Genomic DNA, 16,943 nt, shown 5'->3' with positions numbered 1-16,943 from the left:
AAAGAATAACCTACTCTCCCCAAGGCCCTTCCTCGTAGTAGGCGGTCACCTGCTCCTTGGGCGGCTGGGTAAGCAAGCTTACGCCAATTAACACCCCACTGCCGATCACCACTGCCGGGATTACGGGTAACCAGCCCCCTGTCCAAGCCCGCGGCAACAGACCCGACAGCCAACCTAAAGTCAGGCCACTGGAGACGAGGGCCCCGGCTACAGCCCCAGCGCGGGTAGCCCGCTTCCAGTACAGACCGGCTATCAGGATTGGGAACAGCATGGCATTTCCCTGAAAGCTCCAGGTGGCGATCTCCACAATCAGCCCCGGCGGGTTAAGGGCAATGGCAAAAGAGGCCAAACCGATCCCCAGCACCACCCAGCGTCCCAATTGTTCTTCTTGGTGGGGGGAAAGCTGGCGTCTAAAGAGGGTCACTACCAGATCCCGCGTTACCAACGAGCTGGCCGTAAGGAGCTGTGAGTCTGCCGTGGACATGAGGGCGGCCAGAGCTGCTGTAATCACCACCGCTGCCACACCGCCGGGCAGAGTTTGCAACATCAGGGGCATGATCTGGTCCGCTTTCTCCAGGCCGGGAAAAGCCAGGCGGCCCCAAACCCCAAGAAGAGCTGCCGGGAAAAAGACCAGCAGAATCAGCAGCGGCCAGACTACCATCAGGGTCTTGAAGGGATGAGCACTCCTGGCCATGTAAAAGCGCTGGAAAAATTGTGGGAAAAGGGGAGTGGCCATGAAAAACAGCAGTTGATTGCCGAGTAACCCTTGCCAGCTCCAGCGTCCTTGGGGGCCGGGCAAGCTCAGCCAGGGATCCAGTTCGCTACCCGCTTCTCTCCCTAGGGAGAAAGCCACTGCAACAAAGGCCACCCCCATCCCCAGAATCAAGATGATCCCCTGCACCACGTCCGTCCAGACCACCGCCTGGGATCCGCCAAAGAGCACATACCCCAAGATCACCAGCGCCACCACCACCGCCAAGGGCCAGTAGGGGATCCCCTCCCCCAACACCGCCGCCAGGGTGCGGGCTCCGCCAATGATCTGGATGCTGATGTAGGGGGCGGTAAACATCAGGGCGCTAAGGCAGTAGAGTAGAGCCAAAAGAGGGCTGTTGAAGCGGTGGCCGAAAAACTCGGAAGGGGTGATGAAGCCAAAGTGTTGGGCTGCTAGCCATACCCGGTAGCCCACCCACAAAAACAGCCCCGAAATGAGGGCGGTGGTCACCCCCACCCCCAGGAAGATCCCTAGGCCGTGGGTATAGGCATCTGCCGGCACCCCAATGAAGGTAAAGGCACTGAGCAGCGTCGCCAGCGTCGTCAAGGTTAGAGCCAGGGATCCCAGACCCCGCCCCGCCAAAAAGTAGCTAACCGGATCCCGACCGCTGTGGCGATAGCTCCAGAAGCCGATGGCTGCCAGCAGCAGCAAGTACACCCCCACCACACCCAGACTCAAAACCGTGTTACTCATCTCCGCCTCTCGGCCAGCAAACGCGCACAATGTAGAAGTTAAGAGGTACCAACAGCAGGACAGCCAATCCCGCCAGCCAATACCAGGCCGGGATCCCCAAAAACTGGGGCTGGGCCGAGCGGGATCCCACCCAGGTCAACAGCCACAGCAGGGGATAGGCCCCCCACACCCAAGCTTGGCGCATCCGCCCAAACCGCAGCTGCCTTGATCCTTGAAGGTTACCGGCGGGATCCAACCCTGACATCTACCCATCTCCTGCTTTTTTGCCAAGCGTTCCTTTTGCCAATCATTTAAGATACAGCCACTACTGCGCAGAGCTAAATTGTCTTTTCCCCTTTCCCCTTCAGATCCTGTTGGCAAGAGGGAGCCTTCCCGTGGGCCAGGCCATGAAGAACGGGAGCGGCCCTACTGGCTAGCTTGGGCCCGCATCAAAGGGATTGGCCCCCACCGGCTCAAGCGGCTGGCGGAGTTTTTTGGATCCCTGGAGCGGGCTTGGCAAGCGGATGCCCCGGCCCTGCGGCAGGTGGAAGGCATTGGCCCCACCCTGGCCCAGGCTATTGTCTCTGCCCGTCCTGGCCTTGATCCCGAGCAGATCCTGGAGGAAACCCTCAAAGCGGGGATCCCCTTTCTCACGCCTGCAGATCCGGACTATCCGCCGCTGCTGTGGGAGGTGCCAGATCCCCCGCCCATTCTCTATGCCCTAGGAGAATGTCCCAATTGGCAACAGCCGGCTATTGCCATCGTCGGCACCCGCGCCCCTACGGCCTACGGTCGACAGTGGACCCAGAAAGTCAGCGCTGCCCTGGCGGAAGCTGGCTGTGTGGTGGTCTCGGGGCTGGCAACGGGGATCGACGGCATTGCCCACCAGGCCTGTCTGGATGCCGGCGGCAAGACGGTGGCCGTGGTGGGAACGGGGGTGGACAAAGTTTACCCAGCTCACCATCAAGCTCTCTACCGGCGCATCCTGGCCCAAGGGGCCATCCTCAGCGAATATCCCCCCGGCACGCCACCGGCCAAGGAGCATTTTCCCCAGCGCAACCGCATCATTGCCGGCCTCTGCCGCGCCACTTTGGTGATGGAGGCTCCGGAAACCTCGGGAGCGCTAATTACTGCTCACCTGGCCAACCACTACGGTCGGGAAGTGTATGCCCTGCCGGGGAACATCGACACGGCAGCAGCCCGCGGCTGCCTGCAGCTCATCCGCGACGGCGCCGGCATGATCCTGGGGATCGAGGAGCTGTTGAAAGACTTGGGCCTCCTCCAGGGATCCCCTGTGCTAAAGCAGCCCTCGTCCACTGGCCCCAGCGATCCCCAACAGCAACTGCTCTGGCAGCTGCTAGGGGAGGGCATCCTCAGCCTCGATGCCCTGGCCCAGGCTAGCCAGATGGATATTGCCACCCTTTCCAGTACCCTGCTGCTTATGGAATTGGAAGGCTGGCTGGTACAACTGCCGGGGATGCGCTACCAGCGGGCTCGCTGAGGCTGGATCCCTGCACTGCTTCTCCGATAGGAGCACGGCAAGCGGGATCCTCGTGGCGGGGGTTGTTCACATAGGTGCTGACCGGATAAGCCGCCATGGCTTCTGCTGGGTAGGGGCGGAGCAAGGGCAAAAGCAGCTTGGGATCCTGCACCTGGGGATCCAGCCAGAGGTCGTAGTCGTTTTCCGTCAAAATCACGGGCATCCGCTCGTGAAAAAGCTGCATCAGACGGTTGGCAGCGGTGTTGAGGATGGCACAGGTTTCCACCTCCACCCCCTCTGGACTGCGCCAGCGTTCCCAAATCCCGGCAAAGGCAAATACCGGTCGATCCAGCAGGTGAAACCAGTAGGGTTGTCTGCCCTTCTTGCCTGTACCCTGGTCGGCCCACTCGTAGAAGCCATCTGCCGGGATCAGGCAGCGACGACGGCGGAAAGCTTCGCGGAAAGAAGGCTTCTCGGCCACCGTTTCAGAACGAGCATTGATCAACCCGGCCTTGGCGGCTTGGCTCCAAGCGGGGATCAGGCCCCAGCGAAAATGGGTTGCCTTGCGCTGAAGGGATCCCGCCACCACCGCCAGCACCGGCTGAGAAGGAGCGATGTTATACCGGGGGACAGCTGCCCTTTCTTGGGCTGCCGCCGGCAAGCCGAAATGCTGCATCAGCACTTCTGGGGCCACTGCCAGGCTAAACCGTCCACACATGTTTGTCCCCCAGTCGCTCACCCCAAATGGCCTGCCGACAGGATCCCCTAAACCTTGGTGGAAATGCCCAGCAGTTGCAAGATCCCGCGCAGGGGAATCTCCACCCACTCGGGGCGGTGGTTCAACTCATAGCCCAGCTCGTAAATGGCTTTTTCCAGCAGATAGGCGTCCAACAACACCTCTATCTCTTGCAGGCTGCGGGGCAAAAAAGCCGCTTGGGAAGCCACCTGCAGATATTCGGCCAAAAAGCCCGCGCAGACCCAGCGGTGCCAAAACTGGGCCCACCGCATCATGTCGGGGCAGTGGTCGGCGCAGACCAAGCCGCTCTCCAGTTGCTGGCGCAAAGCTGTGTGGACAGCATAGTGGAAGGATCGCAGCATCCCCGCCACATCCCGTAAGGGGCAACGCTTGAGACGCCGTTCGCCCAAAGAGCGGGCCGGCTCCCCTTCAAAGTCGATGATGACAAAGTCTTTGCCGGTAAACAGCACCTGGCCCAGGTGGTAATCCCCGTGGCAGCGGGTACGCAGGGCGGTGATCTTCCGCTCCAGGATCAGGCGGAAGCGGCTCATGATTTCCCCTTCTTGGTCGCAAACAGCCCGAGCCAAGTTGGCCTCTGCTTCCGGCAGCTTGGGGAGCTGCTTATAAGGACTCCGTCCCGCTGACGCGAACAGCAGCGGAAACACCTGCCCCACCAAGTTGCGCATGGACTGGTAAACGGAGCGCTGGTACAGGCTGGAGAAAGGCTCTGGGGCAAAGTCTTTGTTCTCCGTATCGGCAGCCAGGGCGATGTGCAGCTCGGCGGTGCGCTTGGCCAAGATCCGCACCGATTCTAGGTAGCTGCCGATGGTGGCGTAGGCCAGCTCCGGCAAGGGCTGTTGGGAAAGCTCCAAGAAGGATCCCTGCGGCACGGGCACGGGATCCACCTCTTGGTAGTGAACCAGCACCGCCTCAAAAAATTGCCCCAGGCTGTCCAGGGTGTAGTGCCAGGCATCTCCCTCGTTGGGGATGTACTCCTGCAAAATGGCCAGGGTAATGGGCTGATCGGCGGGATCAAACCCACGGGCCCCGCGACGACGGCGATACTCCAGGGATCCCAGCAGCCGTGGCACCCGCACCTGGGGATGGTGCTCCAGCAGGTAGCGGCCTATCTCCAGCTCTGGGTTTACCCCCTCGGCCACCCGGTGGTAGAGCTTGAGGAGGTAGTGGTTGCCATAGACAACGGAGGCGTAGCTCTGCTCCGCCTTGAGGAGGCGGGGTTCCAGGTCATGCTCAAGGGCAGCAAAGCTAGTGGCCCAGAGCTCTCCCTGACGGTGACGCAGGCGGCCCTGCTGGGCAATTAGCTGCAGCAGCCGCAGCAAGAAGCTTTTGTCAGCCAGAGCGTTGAAAATTACTCCCGCCGGCCCTCCGGCCACTTGCACAGGGAGGATGACCGCCTGGGGCATCTCTAGGCGCAGGTGTACGGCTGCTTCTTGGGTGGCATAGCCCACAGGGAGAGAGTAGAGCTGCGTATCGCCCTCGATAAACTCGGCCTGGAGAAGCAAGATCTGGCTGCCCAGCAAGGACTCCTCTTCTCGGCGGCAGGGGATAGCCTGCAGGATATGGATCGCCTGGAGCTGGCGGTTTTGGGAGCCAAACCAACGACAGCGGTAGAGGTAGTCCGCCAAGACTGCCTCCAGCTGCTTTTGGCTTTCCCCTTGCAAGAGACTGTCCCAACTACCACTTTGAACAACCAGAGGACTACCACTTTGAACAACCAGAGGGACCAGGCGTTCCTGCTCCTCCGCTTTGCTGGGGCTGAGGTGGATGGTCTCCGTTTTGGGCTCAAGGGAAAACCAGTAAAAGGAATGGGGGCCTAGCGTTAGGAAATAGGGCAGTCGCCCAATAGGGGGAAACTCGGTGTGGCCAAAGATCTCCACCGGGATCAATCCTTCCCACGGCGATAGATCCAGCCCCACCCACTGGGCGTAGCGGGAGAGATTGGCCACCACCAAGATGCGCTCATCGCCAAAGGCCCGCATAAAGGCAAGCACCTTGCGATTTTCCGGGTGGAGCAGCTCAAAGGAGCCGCGGCCAAAAGCTTGGAATCGCTTGCGCACGGCGATGAGCCGCTTCATGGTCCACCACAGGGAATGGGGGTTGTTTCGCTGCGCCTCCACATTGACAGCTTCGTAGTGGTACTCGGCGTCGATGACGATGGGCAGGTAGAGCTTCTGAGGGTTGGCCCGCGAAAAGCCGGCGTTGCGGTCGGCGCTCCACTGCATGGGGGTGCGCACGCTATTGCGATCCCCCAGGTAGATGTTGTCCCCCATGCCGATCTCGTCCCCGTAGTAGATGACCGGCGTGCCGGGCAGAGAAAACAGCAGGCTGTTCATCAGCTCGATGCGGCGGCGGCTGTTGCCCAGCAGGGGGGCCAAGCGGCGGCGGATCCCCAGGTTCACCCGCGCGTTGGGATCCTTGGCGTACACCTGGTACATGTAGTCCCGCTCCTCGTCAGTGACCATCTCCAGGGTGAGCTCGTCGTGGTTGCGCAGGAAGAGGGCCCACTGGCAGGTTTCAGGAATGGGAGGGGTTTGTTGCAGGATGTCAATGATGGGGAAGCGATCCTCCATCTGGATGGCCATAAACAGCCGTGGCATGAGGGGAAAGTGGAACTCCATGTGGCACTCGTCCCCATCGCCGAAGTAGGCCACAGCATCTTCTGGCCACTGGTTGGCCTCCGCCAGCAGCATGCGGCCAGGATACCTTTGGTCAATGTGTCGGCGCAGAGCCTTGAGAAAGGCATGGGTCTCCGGTAGGCTCTCGCAGGTGGTGCCCTCCCGCTCGTAGAGATAAGGCACCGCGTCCAGCCGCATGCCATCTACCCCCAAGCTCAGCCAAAAGTCCACCACCTCGAACATGGCTTTTTGTACGGCGGGGTTGTCGTAGTTGAGATCTGGCTGGTGGGAGTAAAAGCGGTGCCAGTAGTAAGCCTTGGCCGCTGAATCCCAGGTCCAGTTGGAGGCTTCAAAGTCTTGAAAGATAATGCGGGCCTCTTTGTACTTTTCGGGGGTATCGCTCCAAACGTAAAAGTCCCGCTCGGGGGTGCCGGGGGCAGCTCGTCTGGCCCGCTGAAACCAGGGGTGCTGATCCGAAGTGTGGTTGAGGATGAGCTCAATGATGACGCGAATCCCCCGCTTATGGGCAGCCTCCAGAAAGATCTTGAAGTCTTCTAGGGTGCCCAAGTCAGGGTGAACACTGGTAAAGTCAGAAACGTCGTAGCCGTCATCTTTTAAAGGCGAGGGGAAAAACGGCAGCAGCCAGACGGCTGTAATCCCCAGTTCTTGCAAGTAGTCCAGCTTTTCGGTCAGGCCCTGGAAGTCGCCCACGCCATCGCCGTCGCTGTCGAAAAAGGCCCGTGCCGGCAGCTCGTAGATGATTGCATCTTTGTACCAAAGGGGGTCGTGGGTGAGGGGGGAGATGAGGCTGCGCAGAGGGGCTCGGATCATCATGTCGGTCATGTCGGCAACAGAGACAGGATTGGGACACCTTGGCAACCCTAGCCGTTGAATGGGGATCCCCTCAATAGGCTATAGCCTTCTCTTGGGTGCCAGGGATCCCCGGCGTCGGTTCAGGCAATGCCACTCCGCTTCTGGGCTTCCTTGCGGGAGACGGCCACGTGGCGCAGGCCGGCCCGGAGCAGCTCCTGCTCGATCAAGGCAAAAAACCGCTGCCGATCCCCGCTTCTCACCACCGCCAAATGATGGGCTTCCGCCAAGGCGATGGGGTAGCCAAAGCCCTTGTGCACTTGGCTCAGCACCCCTGCCAGAGCCCGCTGCAGCAACTCCGCATCCTGGACCACCCAAGCGGGAAACTCCAGGCGAGCAATTTCGGCTTGGCCCAGGGATCCCTCGCCAACATTGAGGTAACAACAGTGGACGTGGTGTTCCCCGAAGGCGTCCAACACGCTGGCGCCGCTGCGCCAAAGGGGGCTGCGCTCTCCCGGCTGCAGCAGGGATCCCCAAAAGACGCGGTCTGCCAGGGGGGCGAAGGGATGGCAGGGAGGAGACTTCTCGCCGGGACAGTAGCGGTAGCAGTCACAGCCCAGGTACGGGCACAGCCCCAAGCGCAGGTAGTTGAGGGTTTCGCTGCTGCGGGAGGCGCTGATGTAACCCACGAGAGGAATGCGGGCCGCCCGCAACTGCTCCAAGGTCGCCAGAATGGGATCCAACCAGGGGCGCCGGGCCGACTGGGGCAGAGGCTCCAGTCCCCAAGGGATTAGGGATCCATCCAGGAGCGCCAGCGTGGTGCGGCGACGGGGCACCGACAGGGCCAAACGAGCCAGCTCCTCCAGTTCCGCTTGGGAGCGTCGTAAGGCCAGTATCTCTTCCAGCCCCAACGAGGACTCCGTGCCGCTGGTAGGATTGCGTTCACCTGGAGCGCGCTGCGGGCGAGAGTCTCGCCGGTTAAGGGGGGCCCTCGGCAACCCTTCTGCCCGCGGTTCCGAGAGAGGGGAGTCTGAGCGGTTTTGCTGGGCAAGGGGCCCATCTCCATACAGCAGCAGGGGCTGGCTGTCCAGGAGCGGCCACTCCTGGGTGCCGTAGTGGAGAACCACGCGCCCAACATTGATCAGCGAGCAGTAGGCAATCTCGTGGTGACTGGGCAAAATCTGGGATCCATCCGTGGCCACCACCGTGTGTCGCCCCTGCAGAGGCTCGACCTTGGGCAGGGATCCCCAAGCTTCCGGCGGCTCGGCAGGGCTGGCGCAAACAAACGACAGATGGGATCCCCACTCCACCCAGCGGGACTGCCAAACCTGCGGCTCCTGCTGCCAGCGCTCGAAAACTTGCCAGGCTTGGCGGAGGCGTTCTTGGCTGGCTTTCGACTCCTGTTGCAGGTGCCGGGTGAACGCAGGAATTTGCCCGCTCAGCTTAACCAGATCCAACATGATGGCCGCATCAGCCCTGCATGGCAATACGGCTGCCAGAAGCGGAAGAAGCCACATCTTGTCCTTCTGAGGAGTTGAGCAGCTCTTCCAGCGGAAACTCCCCGTAGACCTCGCTGCTGTTGTTGGGACTCTCCTGCAGGCGAACCCGATGCAACTGCACCCCCAGCTCCCGCAGGGGCAGAGTCAGCAGCCGCTGGATGTAGAGGGCGATGTTTTCGGCAGTAGGCACCACCTGGGCAAAGTAGGGAATGTCTTTGTTCAAAAAGGTGTGATCCAGCGGCTTCACCACCTGCTCCTCGATCAGCCGCTGCAGGGCCGCCAAGTCCACGATCATCCCCGTGCGCGGGTCGATGGATCCCTTGACGGTGATCTCCAGGCCGTAGTTGTGGCCGTGGCCGTGGGGACGGGCACAGAGGCCGTAGATGGCGCTGTTTTCTTCAAAACTCAGGTGATCCAGAGCCAAGCGGTGGGCGGCGCTGAAATGGGTGGCAACAGTCAAGTAGGCTTGCATGGCTTCTCCTCGGTATTCGGCCCAAAGCTCAGGATCTTCGTACAGACGGACGCTGGTTAGGGGCAAGGCATCGGCCAGGCGTTGCCAAATCACGTAAGCGATAAACTCGGTAGTGGGCAAGGTTTGGGCAAACTCCGGCCAAGCTTGATTTAGATAAGCAAAGTTGAGATCTTGAATCACCCGCTGCCGGATCACCTGCTTCACCTCCGAGAGGTTGAGCACCATCCCATAGTCATCCACCTCACCACTCATGCCCACCTCCAGCACATAGTTGTGGCCATGGCCGGGAAAACGGGCATTTGGGCCAAAGCGGGCTAAGTTCTCGGCTTCTGAGAGTTCGGGCAACCAGTACCGATGGCTGGCGGCAAATTGCGCACGGCGGTAGATTGTACAGATTCTGGACATGAGTGGAGAGGAGAGCATCTGCCGGGGGATCCACCCTTTAGCTTGACACACTCCCCGGCCCAGAGGGTGGAAATTCTCAGCGGCCCTCAGCCTACCCTCCCAGTGGTCTTGCCGTCATCTCTGTCCTGCGCCAGGTCAGGCACTTGCCCTGCCGACCGGGTCGGCCTGTGCATACCCTCATTTCCCAGAAAGCATTTCGAGCAAGGTTTTGGCGGCATTGTGTCCTGAGAGCCAAGCCCCCTCTACGCGCCCTCCGGCGCACCAATCGCCGGCACAAACCAAAGGCAATCCCTCAGCAGCGGAAACCGGCACACGGGTGCTTAAGCTGGCCAATCCCGTGGTTTCCAAAGGCAATGCGTAGCGCCAACGGTGCACCTGCATCCATTGTGGCGAAGCCAACCAGGGATCCAGCCGTTGGGCTGCGTGGGCCAGCAATTCTCGACCGGCCTTTTCCAGCTCAGAGGGGCCGGCCTCCAAGTACAGAGATGACCACTCCGCCCCCCCATGCAAGACCACCACAGGCGGGAGCGGCTGCAGGCGCTTGCTGCTGTCCAGTCCCAGCCAGGCCAACATCGGATCCTCCAAGCACTTGATCCCCTTCCAAGGCGGCGTATGCTCAGAGTAGCCCGCCAAAACCGCAAGGCAGGGTTGATACTGGGCGGATTCCAGCAGAGGCAACAGGTTTTCAGCCGAAGGGATCCCTTCCCGGAGCAGGGGCAGCAACTGGGGGGCCGGAATTGTCGCCACCAGGGCAGCAGCCTCGTAGCATTGGCCGTTCTCCGCCCTCAATTGCCAGCTTGTTGCCAAAGGTTTGAGGCTGACCACACGAGTTTGGGTGTGTACCGACAGCGGGGCAGCCAAGTGTTTGGCCAGCATTGTCATGCCCTGGGGGCAGACATAGCGCGGTTTTTCATCATTGGGATCCTCTGGGCGCAGCCCTTCTCGATCCAGCACATGCAGCGAGCGCGTCCATTCCGCCAGCAGCCCCAGGCCCAGCAGCTCCTTCACCCAGCGATAAAAGCCATCCGAATCGGCAGTCAGGTATTGAGCCCCATGATCCACTGGCACCGTTTGCCCAGCGTGCTCAACTCGACGGGTGGCCATGCGCCCGCCCAAGCCTGCCGATTTTTCCAGCACCAGAACCTGGAGCCCTGCCCGCAGCAGTTGCCTTGCACACACCAAGCCGGCCACTCCCGCCCCGATGACAATCACATCGGCGGATGTTGAGCGGGCTCTCTCGGAAGGGGTTACCGCTGCCTGGGTCTCCTCACCTAGCATACTGAGCCTGCCAGCTGTGACCGGATCCGCACGTTCAGCTCCCGCCTTTGCCGAAGGGGTTGTTGCCCTTCTCTCCGAAGAGCTTGGCTTCTCCCTTGATGGCAGCCTTGATGATGTTGTAGGCAGCCCAGGCAACCACCAAAACAATGGGCGACAGAACGATCAGCGGACGGAGATCAATGTCCATAGTTTTCATCCCCCCCTAACATAGATTGATTTACCGACTGCTTGGAACAAGAGCCTCCAGGGCTGGCCACCGCCAGAATCCCGATGGGGTGAAACCGTTTTCGACTCCGGATCCCGCATAAGCTGAGGTGCAACTCTGGAAAGATGGCTAAGTCCAGAATAAACCTAAATGGGGATCCCTACCGGACAGACTTTGCCCCATCTGGACTGCTGAGGCGGGAGCCAACAGGCCCACACTGAGAATTGCACCCCCCATCTGGCCCAGACCGAAGAAAACTGTCCCCAATCCCAGAGCCAAGGCCAACAGTCTCCGTGGCCAGTTCATGCCTAGAGTACTCCCTTCGAACTGGGGATCCCTTCTTGTCGGCGGGGATCCCGTTCTACGGCCATGCGCAGGGCGCGGGCAAACGCCTTAAAACTGGCCTCGACAATATGGTGGGCATTGAGGCCGGCAGCCTGGCGAATGTGCAAAGTGAGCTGGGCGTGGTTGACCACCGCCTGATAAAACTCCCGCACCAACTGGGTTTCGTAGCGGCCAATGCGCTCCGTGGGCAGCTCCAGGCCATAGCTGAGGTGAGGACGCCCGGAGAAATCCAGCACCACCTGCACCAAAGCTTCATCCAAAGGTGCCCAAAAATGGCCGAAGCGATGAATGCCACGCCGATCCTGCAGAGCCTGCGCCAGGGCTTGTCCCAGCGTGATGCCCACATCTTCGTTGGTGTGGTGATCGTCGATGTGCAGATCCCCTATGGCCTTGATCTGCAGGTCGATCAGCCCGTGGGTGCTGAGCTGGGCCAGCATGTGATCCAAAAAGGGGATCCCAGTATCGATCTCATGGCGCCCGCTGCCATCCAGGTTCAGATGAATTTGGACATCCGTTTCTCCAGTGCGACGGTGAACAGAGGCCGTTCTGGGCTGGAGCAGGCGCGAGGAGTCGAGGGCAGTCATGGGAAAAGTATCGAAGCAGGCGGGAAGTCCCAGCTCTAGGATCGCACAAGCCCGCCGCCATCGACACCTTCACCCATGCAGCAGGTGAGAATCCCTTCTCTGCCGGGGATCCTGATCCCAGCCCCCTGGACACGGGGATAGGTGGGCGCCACCCGCGCCACCCGGGGGTCAGCTAGCGCCCCAGCCCCCTGGACACGGGGATAGGTGTGACAGGGATCCCCTACAGGCAAGCCGGTGGGGCCGATCCTCTGCGCCCTCACCCCTTGGGAGAGGGGAGCTAGCAGGTTCAGCGGGATTTGAAATAGCCTATAAGACAGCTTCTCCCGAAATCGCTGTAGATTGCTGAAGGAAATTGTTGAAAAGGGGGTTGCCGTTTGCAGGATTGGCAGCAAATCCAACAGGCCCTCAAGCAACACTGGGGTTACGAGACGCTGCGCCCACCCCAGGATCAGGTGATCCGCGCTCTGCTGGACAAGCGCGACGCGCTGGTGGTGTTGCCGACGGGGTTTGGCAAATCCCTGTGCTTTCAGCTAGCAGCTCTGCTGCAAAGGGGGGTGATGCTGGTGGTTTCACCCCTAATCGCCCTCATGGAAGACCAAGTTCAGGATCTTTGGAAACGCAAGCTGCCGGCAGCCTGTCTCCACAGCGAACTGGATCCGGCCCTGCGCAAGCGGGTGTTGAAGGCCCTTGAGGAAAACCGACTGCGCCTGCTCTATTTGGGGCCGGAGACCCTATTCAGCCCCCCCGTTTGGCAACGGCTGCAACAGCCTCAGGTGCACATCAACGGCCTGATCGTGGATGAGGCCCATACGTTGGTGCATTGGGGGGGATCCTTCCGGCCCGACTACCGCCGTCTGGGATTGCTGCGCCCGGCTCTGGCCCCGGTGAAGTCCTCCTTTCCCATTGCCGCTTTTACCGCCACGGCTGACCCCCAAACCTGCAGCCGCCTCAGCCAAATCCTAGAGCTGCGGGATCCGGAGCACATTCGCGCCGATCCCCTGCGGGCCAACCTCTCCCTCAATGTGGCGATAGCCTGGAGCCCGGCGGATCGCCGTCGTCGTCTGCTGCGATTCCTGGGCGAGAATCCCGGGTCGGGTCTGGTCTATGTGCGCACCCGACGGGATGGGGAAGAGCTGGCCGAGTGGCTGGGCCGACAGAACTTGAAAACCGCCACCTACCATGGGGGACTGGAAGCGGGATCCCGCCGTCGGCTGGAACGGGCCTGGCTGCAGGGGGAACTGCGCTTTCTGGTCTGCACCAACGCCTTTGGCATGGGCATCAACAAGCCGGACGTGCGTTGGGTACTGCACTTTCATCCCCCGCCCAGCTTGATGGATTATTTGCAAGAGGTGGGGCGAGGTGGTCGGGATGGTGGCCCTTGTCGGGCCCTGATGCTGGTCTCGGAGCCGACGGGCATGCTGGATCCCAGCGATCGCCGGCGCCAAGCCTATTTCTATTCCCAGCAGGAGCGCCTTCAGGCCCGAGCACGCCACCTGCTCCAAACCCTACCCCAGCAGGGATCCTACGCCGACCTGCCGCCTGGAGAGGTACGGGTGGCCCTGGGTCTATTGCAGGAGATGGGCTGCCTGCACTGGCCGGATCCCTTTCACTTTCAGGTGTTACACCGCCGTTGGCAGCCTTTAAGACGAGAGGATCCCTGGCAAGGGATGGAAGCCCTCATCCACGCCCGCGGCTGTCGGTGGCAGGCGATCTTGCCCTATTTTGGCTACCCTGGGGAGCAGCCCGGCCTGCCCTGTGGCACCTGTGACCGTTGTCGGCTTTCTCGTTAGCCCTCAACAGCCCGCTGCGAGCCGCAACCGGCAGGAGTGGCTATCATGATCTGCGTTTCTGCAAAGGGAGCAGTTCCCCTTGCTGACGAACTTTCGGCTGTGCCTATGAGTGTTTCCGGATCTCCGCTCGAGGAACTTGACCGACCCTTGTCCCTAGCCCGGCAGGTGGCGCAACTGTTGGTGGTGCCGGTCTCGGCCCGTCTGGGATCCCAGTCTCCTCCCCGAGAGATCCTCAAACGGCTTATCCAGGAGGTGGGGATCGGGGGCATCTGGCTCACGGATGGCCACGTGGCCGAGGCCCTGCTGCTGATCGAGGAGGCCCAGTCTTGGGCGGCTCTGCCCCTTTTGGTGGCAGCCGAGGTCGGGCGGGGGCTGGCCCTGCAGGGGGCGACCCCTTTCCCCCATCCTCTAGGGTTGAGCCGCCTGGGGGCGGAAGCCGAGCGCTGGGCCGAGCAGTGGGGGCGGATCACGGCGCGGGAGGCGGCAGCCATCGGCATCAATTGGCTGCTCAACCCGGTGGCAGAGCCACTGGGGGAGCTGGCTTTGGCGGAGGATCCCCTATCTGCTTTGCAACTGGCGCGAGCTTTCGTGCGCGGATGTGAGCAAGCGGTTCCAGAAGGGATCCTGACCACGGCCAGCTCCTTTCCGGGCAAAGGGGGATTCAAGTCGGTTCAGGCCGGAGCGGAGCGGGTTCCAGCCGCCTTGGCGGGCCGTAGGCCGAAGGCAGCAGATATCCCTTGGTGTCCCCGTCTGAGCCTAACCCCAGCGCAGCTTCAAGAGGGGCCTTGGCTGCCCTTTCGAGGTTTGGTGGAGCAGGTGGGGGCGATCTTGGTTTCTCATGTGGTGCTGCCGGAGTGGGATGAGCGCTGGCCTATCACCCTGCTGCCGGGGCGGCTGACCCAACTGCTGCGCCAGGAATGGGGGTTTGGTGGGCTTATCGTCGTGGATAGCCTCGATCAAGGCTTTCTGGCAGAGCTGGCCGTTCGCGTTAGCGGGACGGAGTCCTTTCCCAACTCATTGGCCGTGCGGGCTTTCCAGGCCGGTGCCGACCTAATTTTGGCCCCCCCCGATCCAACGGCATCCTTGGCAGCCGTTTTGGAAGCGGTGCAACAGGGATCCCTCAGCGCAGCCCAGCTTGCCCAGTCGGTGACGCGGGTGCTGCGGGCCAAACAGCGACTCCTACCCGCCGCCTCAGCTCTCCTCCAACAGGTGTGGCCGGCCCTGGCAGAAACCGACTTCAGCGCCCTTGGCGGATGGATGGGAGCCAAGGATCCCACGGATCCAGCCCTCAACCGTGGCTCTCCCGCCGAGCAACTGAAGCCTTTGCTGTTGGGGGATCCCATCTCCAAGGACAAGGACTCCGTTCCGCGGACGCGAACGGCGTTGGGAAAGTTGTTCAACAGGCGCTCCCACCTGACCTCTGCTCTGCACAGAGCCGCACAGCTGGGATCCCTCTTGGCCGAGAAGGATATCGCCCCCTGTCAAGCGGCTATGGCCCGCGGTGGCGTGGAAGGAGGCCGGCCCCTCAGCCCGCCCGCAGAGCCCGGATGGTTGAACTGGATCTGGCAGGATCCCCCCTTGGGTGCTGCCGATGTGCAGTTGCAATCTCCCGCCCTGCATGTTCCGGCTGCCTTAGGCATGCTTCCTGTGCTCAGCGATGCTCTTACCCCCCTACCTTGGCTGGAAGCTGCCCTAAACAACGCCCCAGGATTCATCTTCCAAGGTTTCCTTCGGGATCCCTTGCCCAACTATGTGCTGGATTGGCTGCAACAGCATCGGGAGCGGGTGGCAGCGGTCGTCATTTATGGTAATTTATCTCTCTACCGCCGCCTGCAGGCGCACTTTCCATGGGCCAATGCCATCCACAGCCTCAACCGGGATCCCTGGGCCCAAGCGGAGGTGATGGGGCGGCTCTTTCCCAACCGTTCCCCCTCAGAGGGATCAAAGTCTCACGTGGCCCAGCCAACCATTAAGAAAAAGTAAATACCTTTACAGATTATTGGCAGGGAAAGGCTCCTGAGTTATCGTGTTGGTTGAAATGTAAAAGATTGAAACGGTTTCTCTCAGCGTTGTCTGTGCCTCCCTCCCTCTCAGACACTCCTCAATCCTGCAGCAGCCAGTCGTCAACTGGCAGTTGGGTTGAGTTTGAGCAAAAGCGACTTCAACCTCCATCCCAACAGCGTTTACAACCCTTCCTCAAATCCTTGCAGCGATTCTTTACAAGTGTCTGGGCTCAGAAAACTCGGCTGGGTCTTGCCCTCCTCGGCCTAGGGCTGGCGATATTGACCTGGGCTTGGCTAAGTGCTGAGGCTCGTCTGGATCCCTACACGGAAGCCGTCCTCAGCTTACAGGGGCAGGTTAGCCATGGTGCATCCTTGTTTGCCCTCAACTGTGCAGCCTGCCACGGAGAAGAAGCGGATGGGCGAGTGGGGCCCAGTCTGCGGGGGGTGAGCAGCCGCCGCTCGGATCGGTTTATTATTCAGCAGGTGACCGGTGGCAAAACGCCTCCCATGCCCCAGTTCCAGCCGGATCCTCAGGAGATGGCAGATCTGCTCAGCTACTTGAAAACCCTCTGAGGCCGTTTCATGGGCCTGGCCCAGCAGCTTGCTTGCTATGCTCTCTGGCTGGCCGCCGTATTTGCTTTTGCGGAATGGCTGCGCTCCCGGCAGGTGGACGGGGAATGGGTGCGCAAGGCCATTCACATTGGTGTGGGCAATATCATTTTGTTGGCTTGGGCTTTGCAAGTGCCTCGCTGGCTAGGGGTGGGATTCTCTCTGGTGTTTGCCGGCTTGGCGCTGCTCTCCTACCGGGTGGCCATCTTGCCCAGCTTGAATGGAGTCGGTCGCCGCAGCTTTGGCACCTGTTTCTACGCCGTCAGCATTGGCCTGCTGCTGTTTTGGTTTTGGCGTCCCCAGCGACAGGTCTTCGCGGTGATCGGCATATTGGTGATGACGTGGGCCGACGCCTTGGCAGGGTTAGTGGGCAAAACTTGGGGCAAACACCCCTACCAACTGGGATCCATTCAAAAAAGCTGGGAGGGATCCCTGACCATGTGGGCGGTGAGCAGCTTGGTGATCGCGGCTCTGCTGCTGGGGTACTTTGGCTTCTCCCCCCCTTTGCTGGCCATCAGCCTCTTGGTGGGGGGGATAACCATGGGGTTGGAGGTGTTCTCTTGGTGGGGGTTGGATAACCTGACCGTGCCCCTGGCCAGTGCCGGCCTCTGTTTTGTTCTGCTGCAGATCCTCAACTATTTGTAACG

Annotated in this window: 14 protein-coding genes; 5 read left to right on the top strand and 9 right to left on the bottom strand. The window is 61.1% G+C overall.

The window, feature by feature from the left end:
* Positions 1-10: 10 nt before the first annotated feature.
* Both CYB_RS03230 and CYB_RS03225 read right to left on the bottom strand, forming a co-directional pair.
* The gene (locus tag CYB_RS03230) at positions 11-1,465 is read right to left on the bottom strand and encodes a sodium:solute symporter family protein (protein ID WP_011432324.1); all 1,455 of its coding nucleotides are present in this window, start codon (positions 1,463-1,465) and stop codon (positions 11-13) included.
* Positions 1,458-1,649: a hypothetical protein gene (locus CYB_RS03225; protein WP_238376882.1), complete on the bottom strand. Its 192-nt coding sequence runs from the start codon at positions 1,647-1,649 to the stop codon at positions 1,458-1,460. Before CYB_RS03225 ends, CYB_RS03230 begins: the two co-directional genes overlap by 8 nt.
* A gap of 243 nt (positions 1,650-1,892) precedes the next feature.
* Between CYB_RS03225 and dprA the strand changes: the two genes are divergently transcribed.
* A complete protein-coding gene (dprA, locus tag CYB_RS03220) occupies positions 1,893-2,945 on the top strand; it encodes a DNA-processing protein DprA (RefSeq protein ID WP_369791769.1) in 1,053 nt (350 codons plus the stop codon).
* On the opposite strand, the gene CYB_RS03215 is transcribed toward dprA, so the two are convergent.
* The 7 genes from CYB_RS03215 to hisB all read right to left on the bottom strand — a co-directional run bounded on the left by CYB_RS03215 (position 2,884) and on the right by hisB (position 11,894).
* A complete protein-coding gene (locus CYB_RS03215; protein ID WP_011432321.1) occupies positions 2,884-3,642 on the bottom strand; it encodes an SOS response-associated peptidase in 759 nt (252 codons plus the stop codon). The genes dprA and CYB_RS03215 overlap by 62 nt on opposite strands.
* 47 nt (positions 3,643-3,689) lie before the next feature.
* Positions 3,690-7,139 (bottom strand): maltose alpha-D-glucosyltransferase, encoded by a 3,450-nt coding sequence (gene treS / locus CYB_RS03210; RefSeq protein ID WP_238376881.1) that lies wholly within the window; start codon positions 7,137-7,139, stop codon positions 3,690-3,692.
* A 110-nt stretch (positions 7,140-7,249) separates the two neighbouring features.
* A complete protein-coding gene (locus CYB_RS03205) occupies positions 7,250-8,566 on the bottom strand; it encodes a DNA double-strand break repair nuclease NurA (RefSeq protein ID WP_011432319.1) in 1,317 nt (438 codons plus the stop codon).
* A gap of 10 nt (positions 8,567-8,576) precedes the next feature.
* Positions 8,577-9,482 carry a 6-carboxytetrahydropterin synthase gene (locus CYB_RS03200; RefSeq protein WP_011432318.1) on the bottom strand — a complete coding sequence of 302 codons (906 nt, stop codon included), beginning with the start codon at positions 9,480-9,482 and terminating at the stop codon, positions 8,577-8,579.
* Positions 9,483-9,659: 177 nt separating this feature from the next.
* On the bottom strand, positions 9,660-10,760 hold the full coding sequence (locus tag CYB_RS03195) for an NAD(P)/FAD-dependent oxidoreductase (protein ID WP_011432317.1): 1,101 nt from the start codon (positions 10,758-10,760) through the stop codon (positions 9,660-9,662).
* 34 nt (positions 10,761-10,794) lie between these two features.
* Entirely contained in the window at positions 10,795-10,947 is a 153-nt protein-coding gene (locus tag CYB_RS03190; protein WP_011432316.1) for a photosystem II protein Y, read from the bottom strand.
* Between the two features lie 326 nt (positions 10,948-11,273).
* Positions 11,274-11,894: an imidazoleglycerol-phosphate dehydratase HisB gene (gene hisB / locus CYB_RS03185; RefSeq protein WP_011432314.1), complete on the bottom strand. Its 621-nt coding sequence runs from the start codon at positions 11,892-11,894 to the stop codon at positions 11,274-11,276.
* A gap of 374 nt (positions 11,895-12,268) precedes the next feature.
* On the opposite strand from hisB, the gene CYB_RS03180 reads away from it, so the two are divergent.
* The 4 genes from CYB_RS03180 to CYB_RS03165 all read left to right on the top strand — a co-directional run bounded on the left by CYB_RS03180 (position 12,269) and on the right by CYB_RS03165 (position 16,941).
* A complete protein-coding gene (locus CYB_RS03180; protein WP_011432312.1) occupies positions 12,269-13,684 on the top strand; it encodes a RecQ family ATP-dependent DNA helicase in 1,416 nt (471 codons plus the stop codon).
* Between the two features lie 147 nt (positions 13,685-13,831).
* Complete coding sequence (locus tag CYB_RS03175; protein WP_011432311.1) at positions 13,832-15,667, top strand: glycoside hydrolase family 3 N-terminal domain-containing protein; 1,836 nt, start codon at positions 13,832-13,834, stop codon at positions 15,665-15,667.
* A 299-nt stretch (positions 15,668-15,966) separates the two neighbouring features.
* Positions 15,967-16,260, top strand: coding sequence for a c-type cytochrome (locus CYB_RS03170; RefSeq protein WP_369791762.1), 294 nt, complete (start codon positions 15,967-15,969; stop codon positions 16,258-16,260).
* A gap of 9 nt (positions 16,261-16,269) precedes the next feature.
* Positions 16,270-16,941, top strand: coding sequence for a diacylglycerol/polyprenol kinase family protein (locus tag CYB_RS03165; RefSeq protein WP_011432309.1), 672 nt, complete (start codon positions 16,270-16,272; stop codon positions 16,939-16,941).
* Positions 16,942-16,943: the final 2 nt, after the last annotated feature.

It is taken from the genome of Synechococcus sp. JA-2-3B'a(2-13) (assembly GCF_000013225.1).
Classification (GTDB): Bacteria; Cyanobacteriota; Cyanobacteriia; order Thermostichales; family Thermostichaceae; genus Thermostichus.
This window is presented reverse-complemented; position numbering and strand designations above follow the sequence as displayed.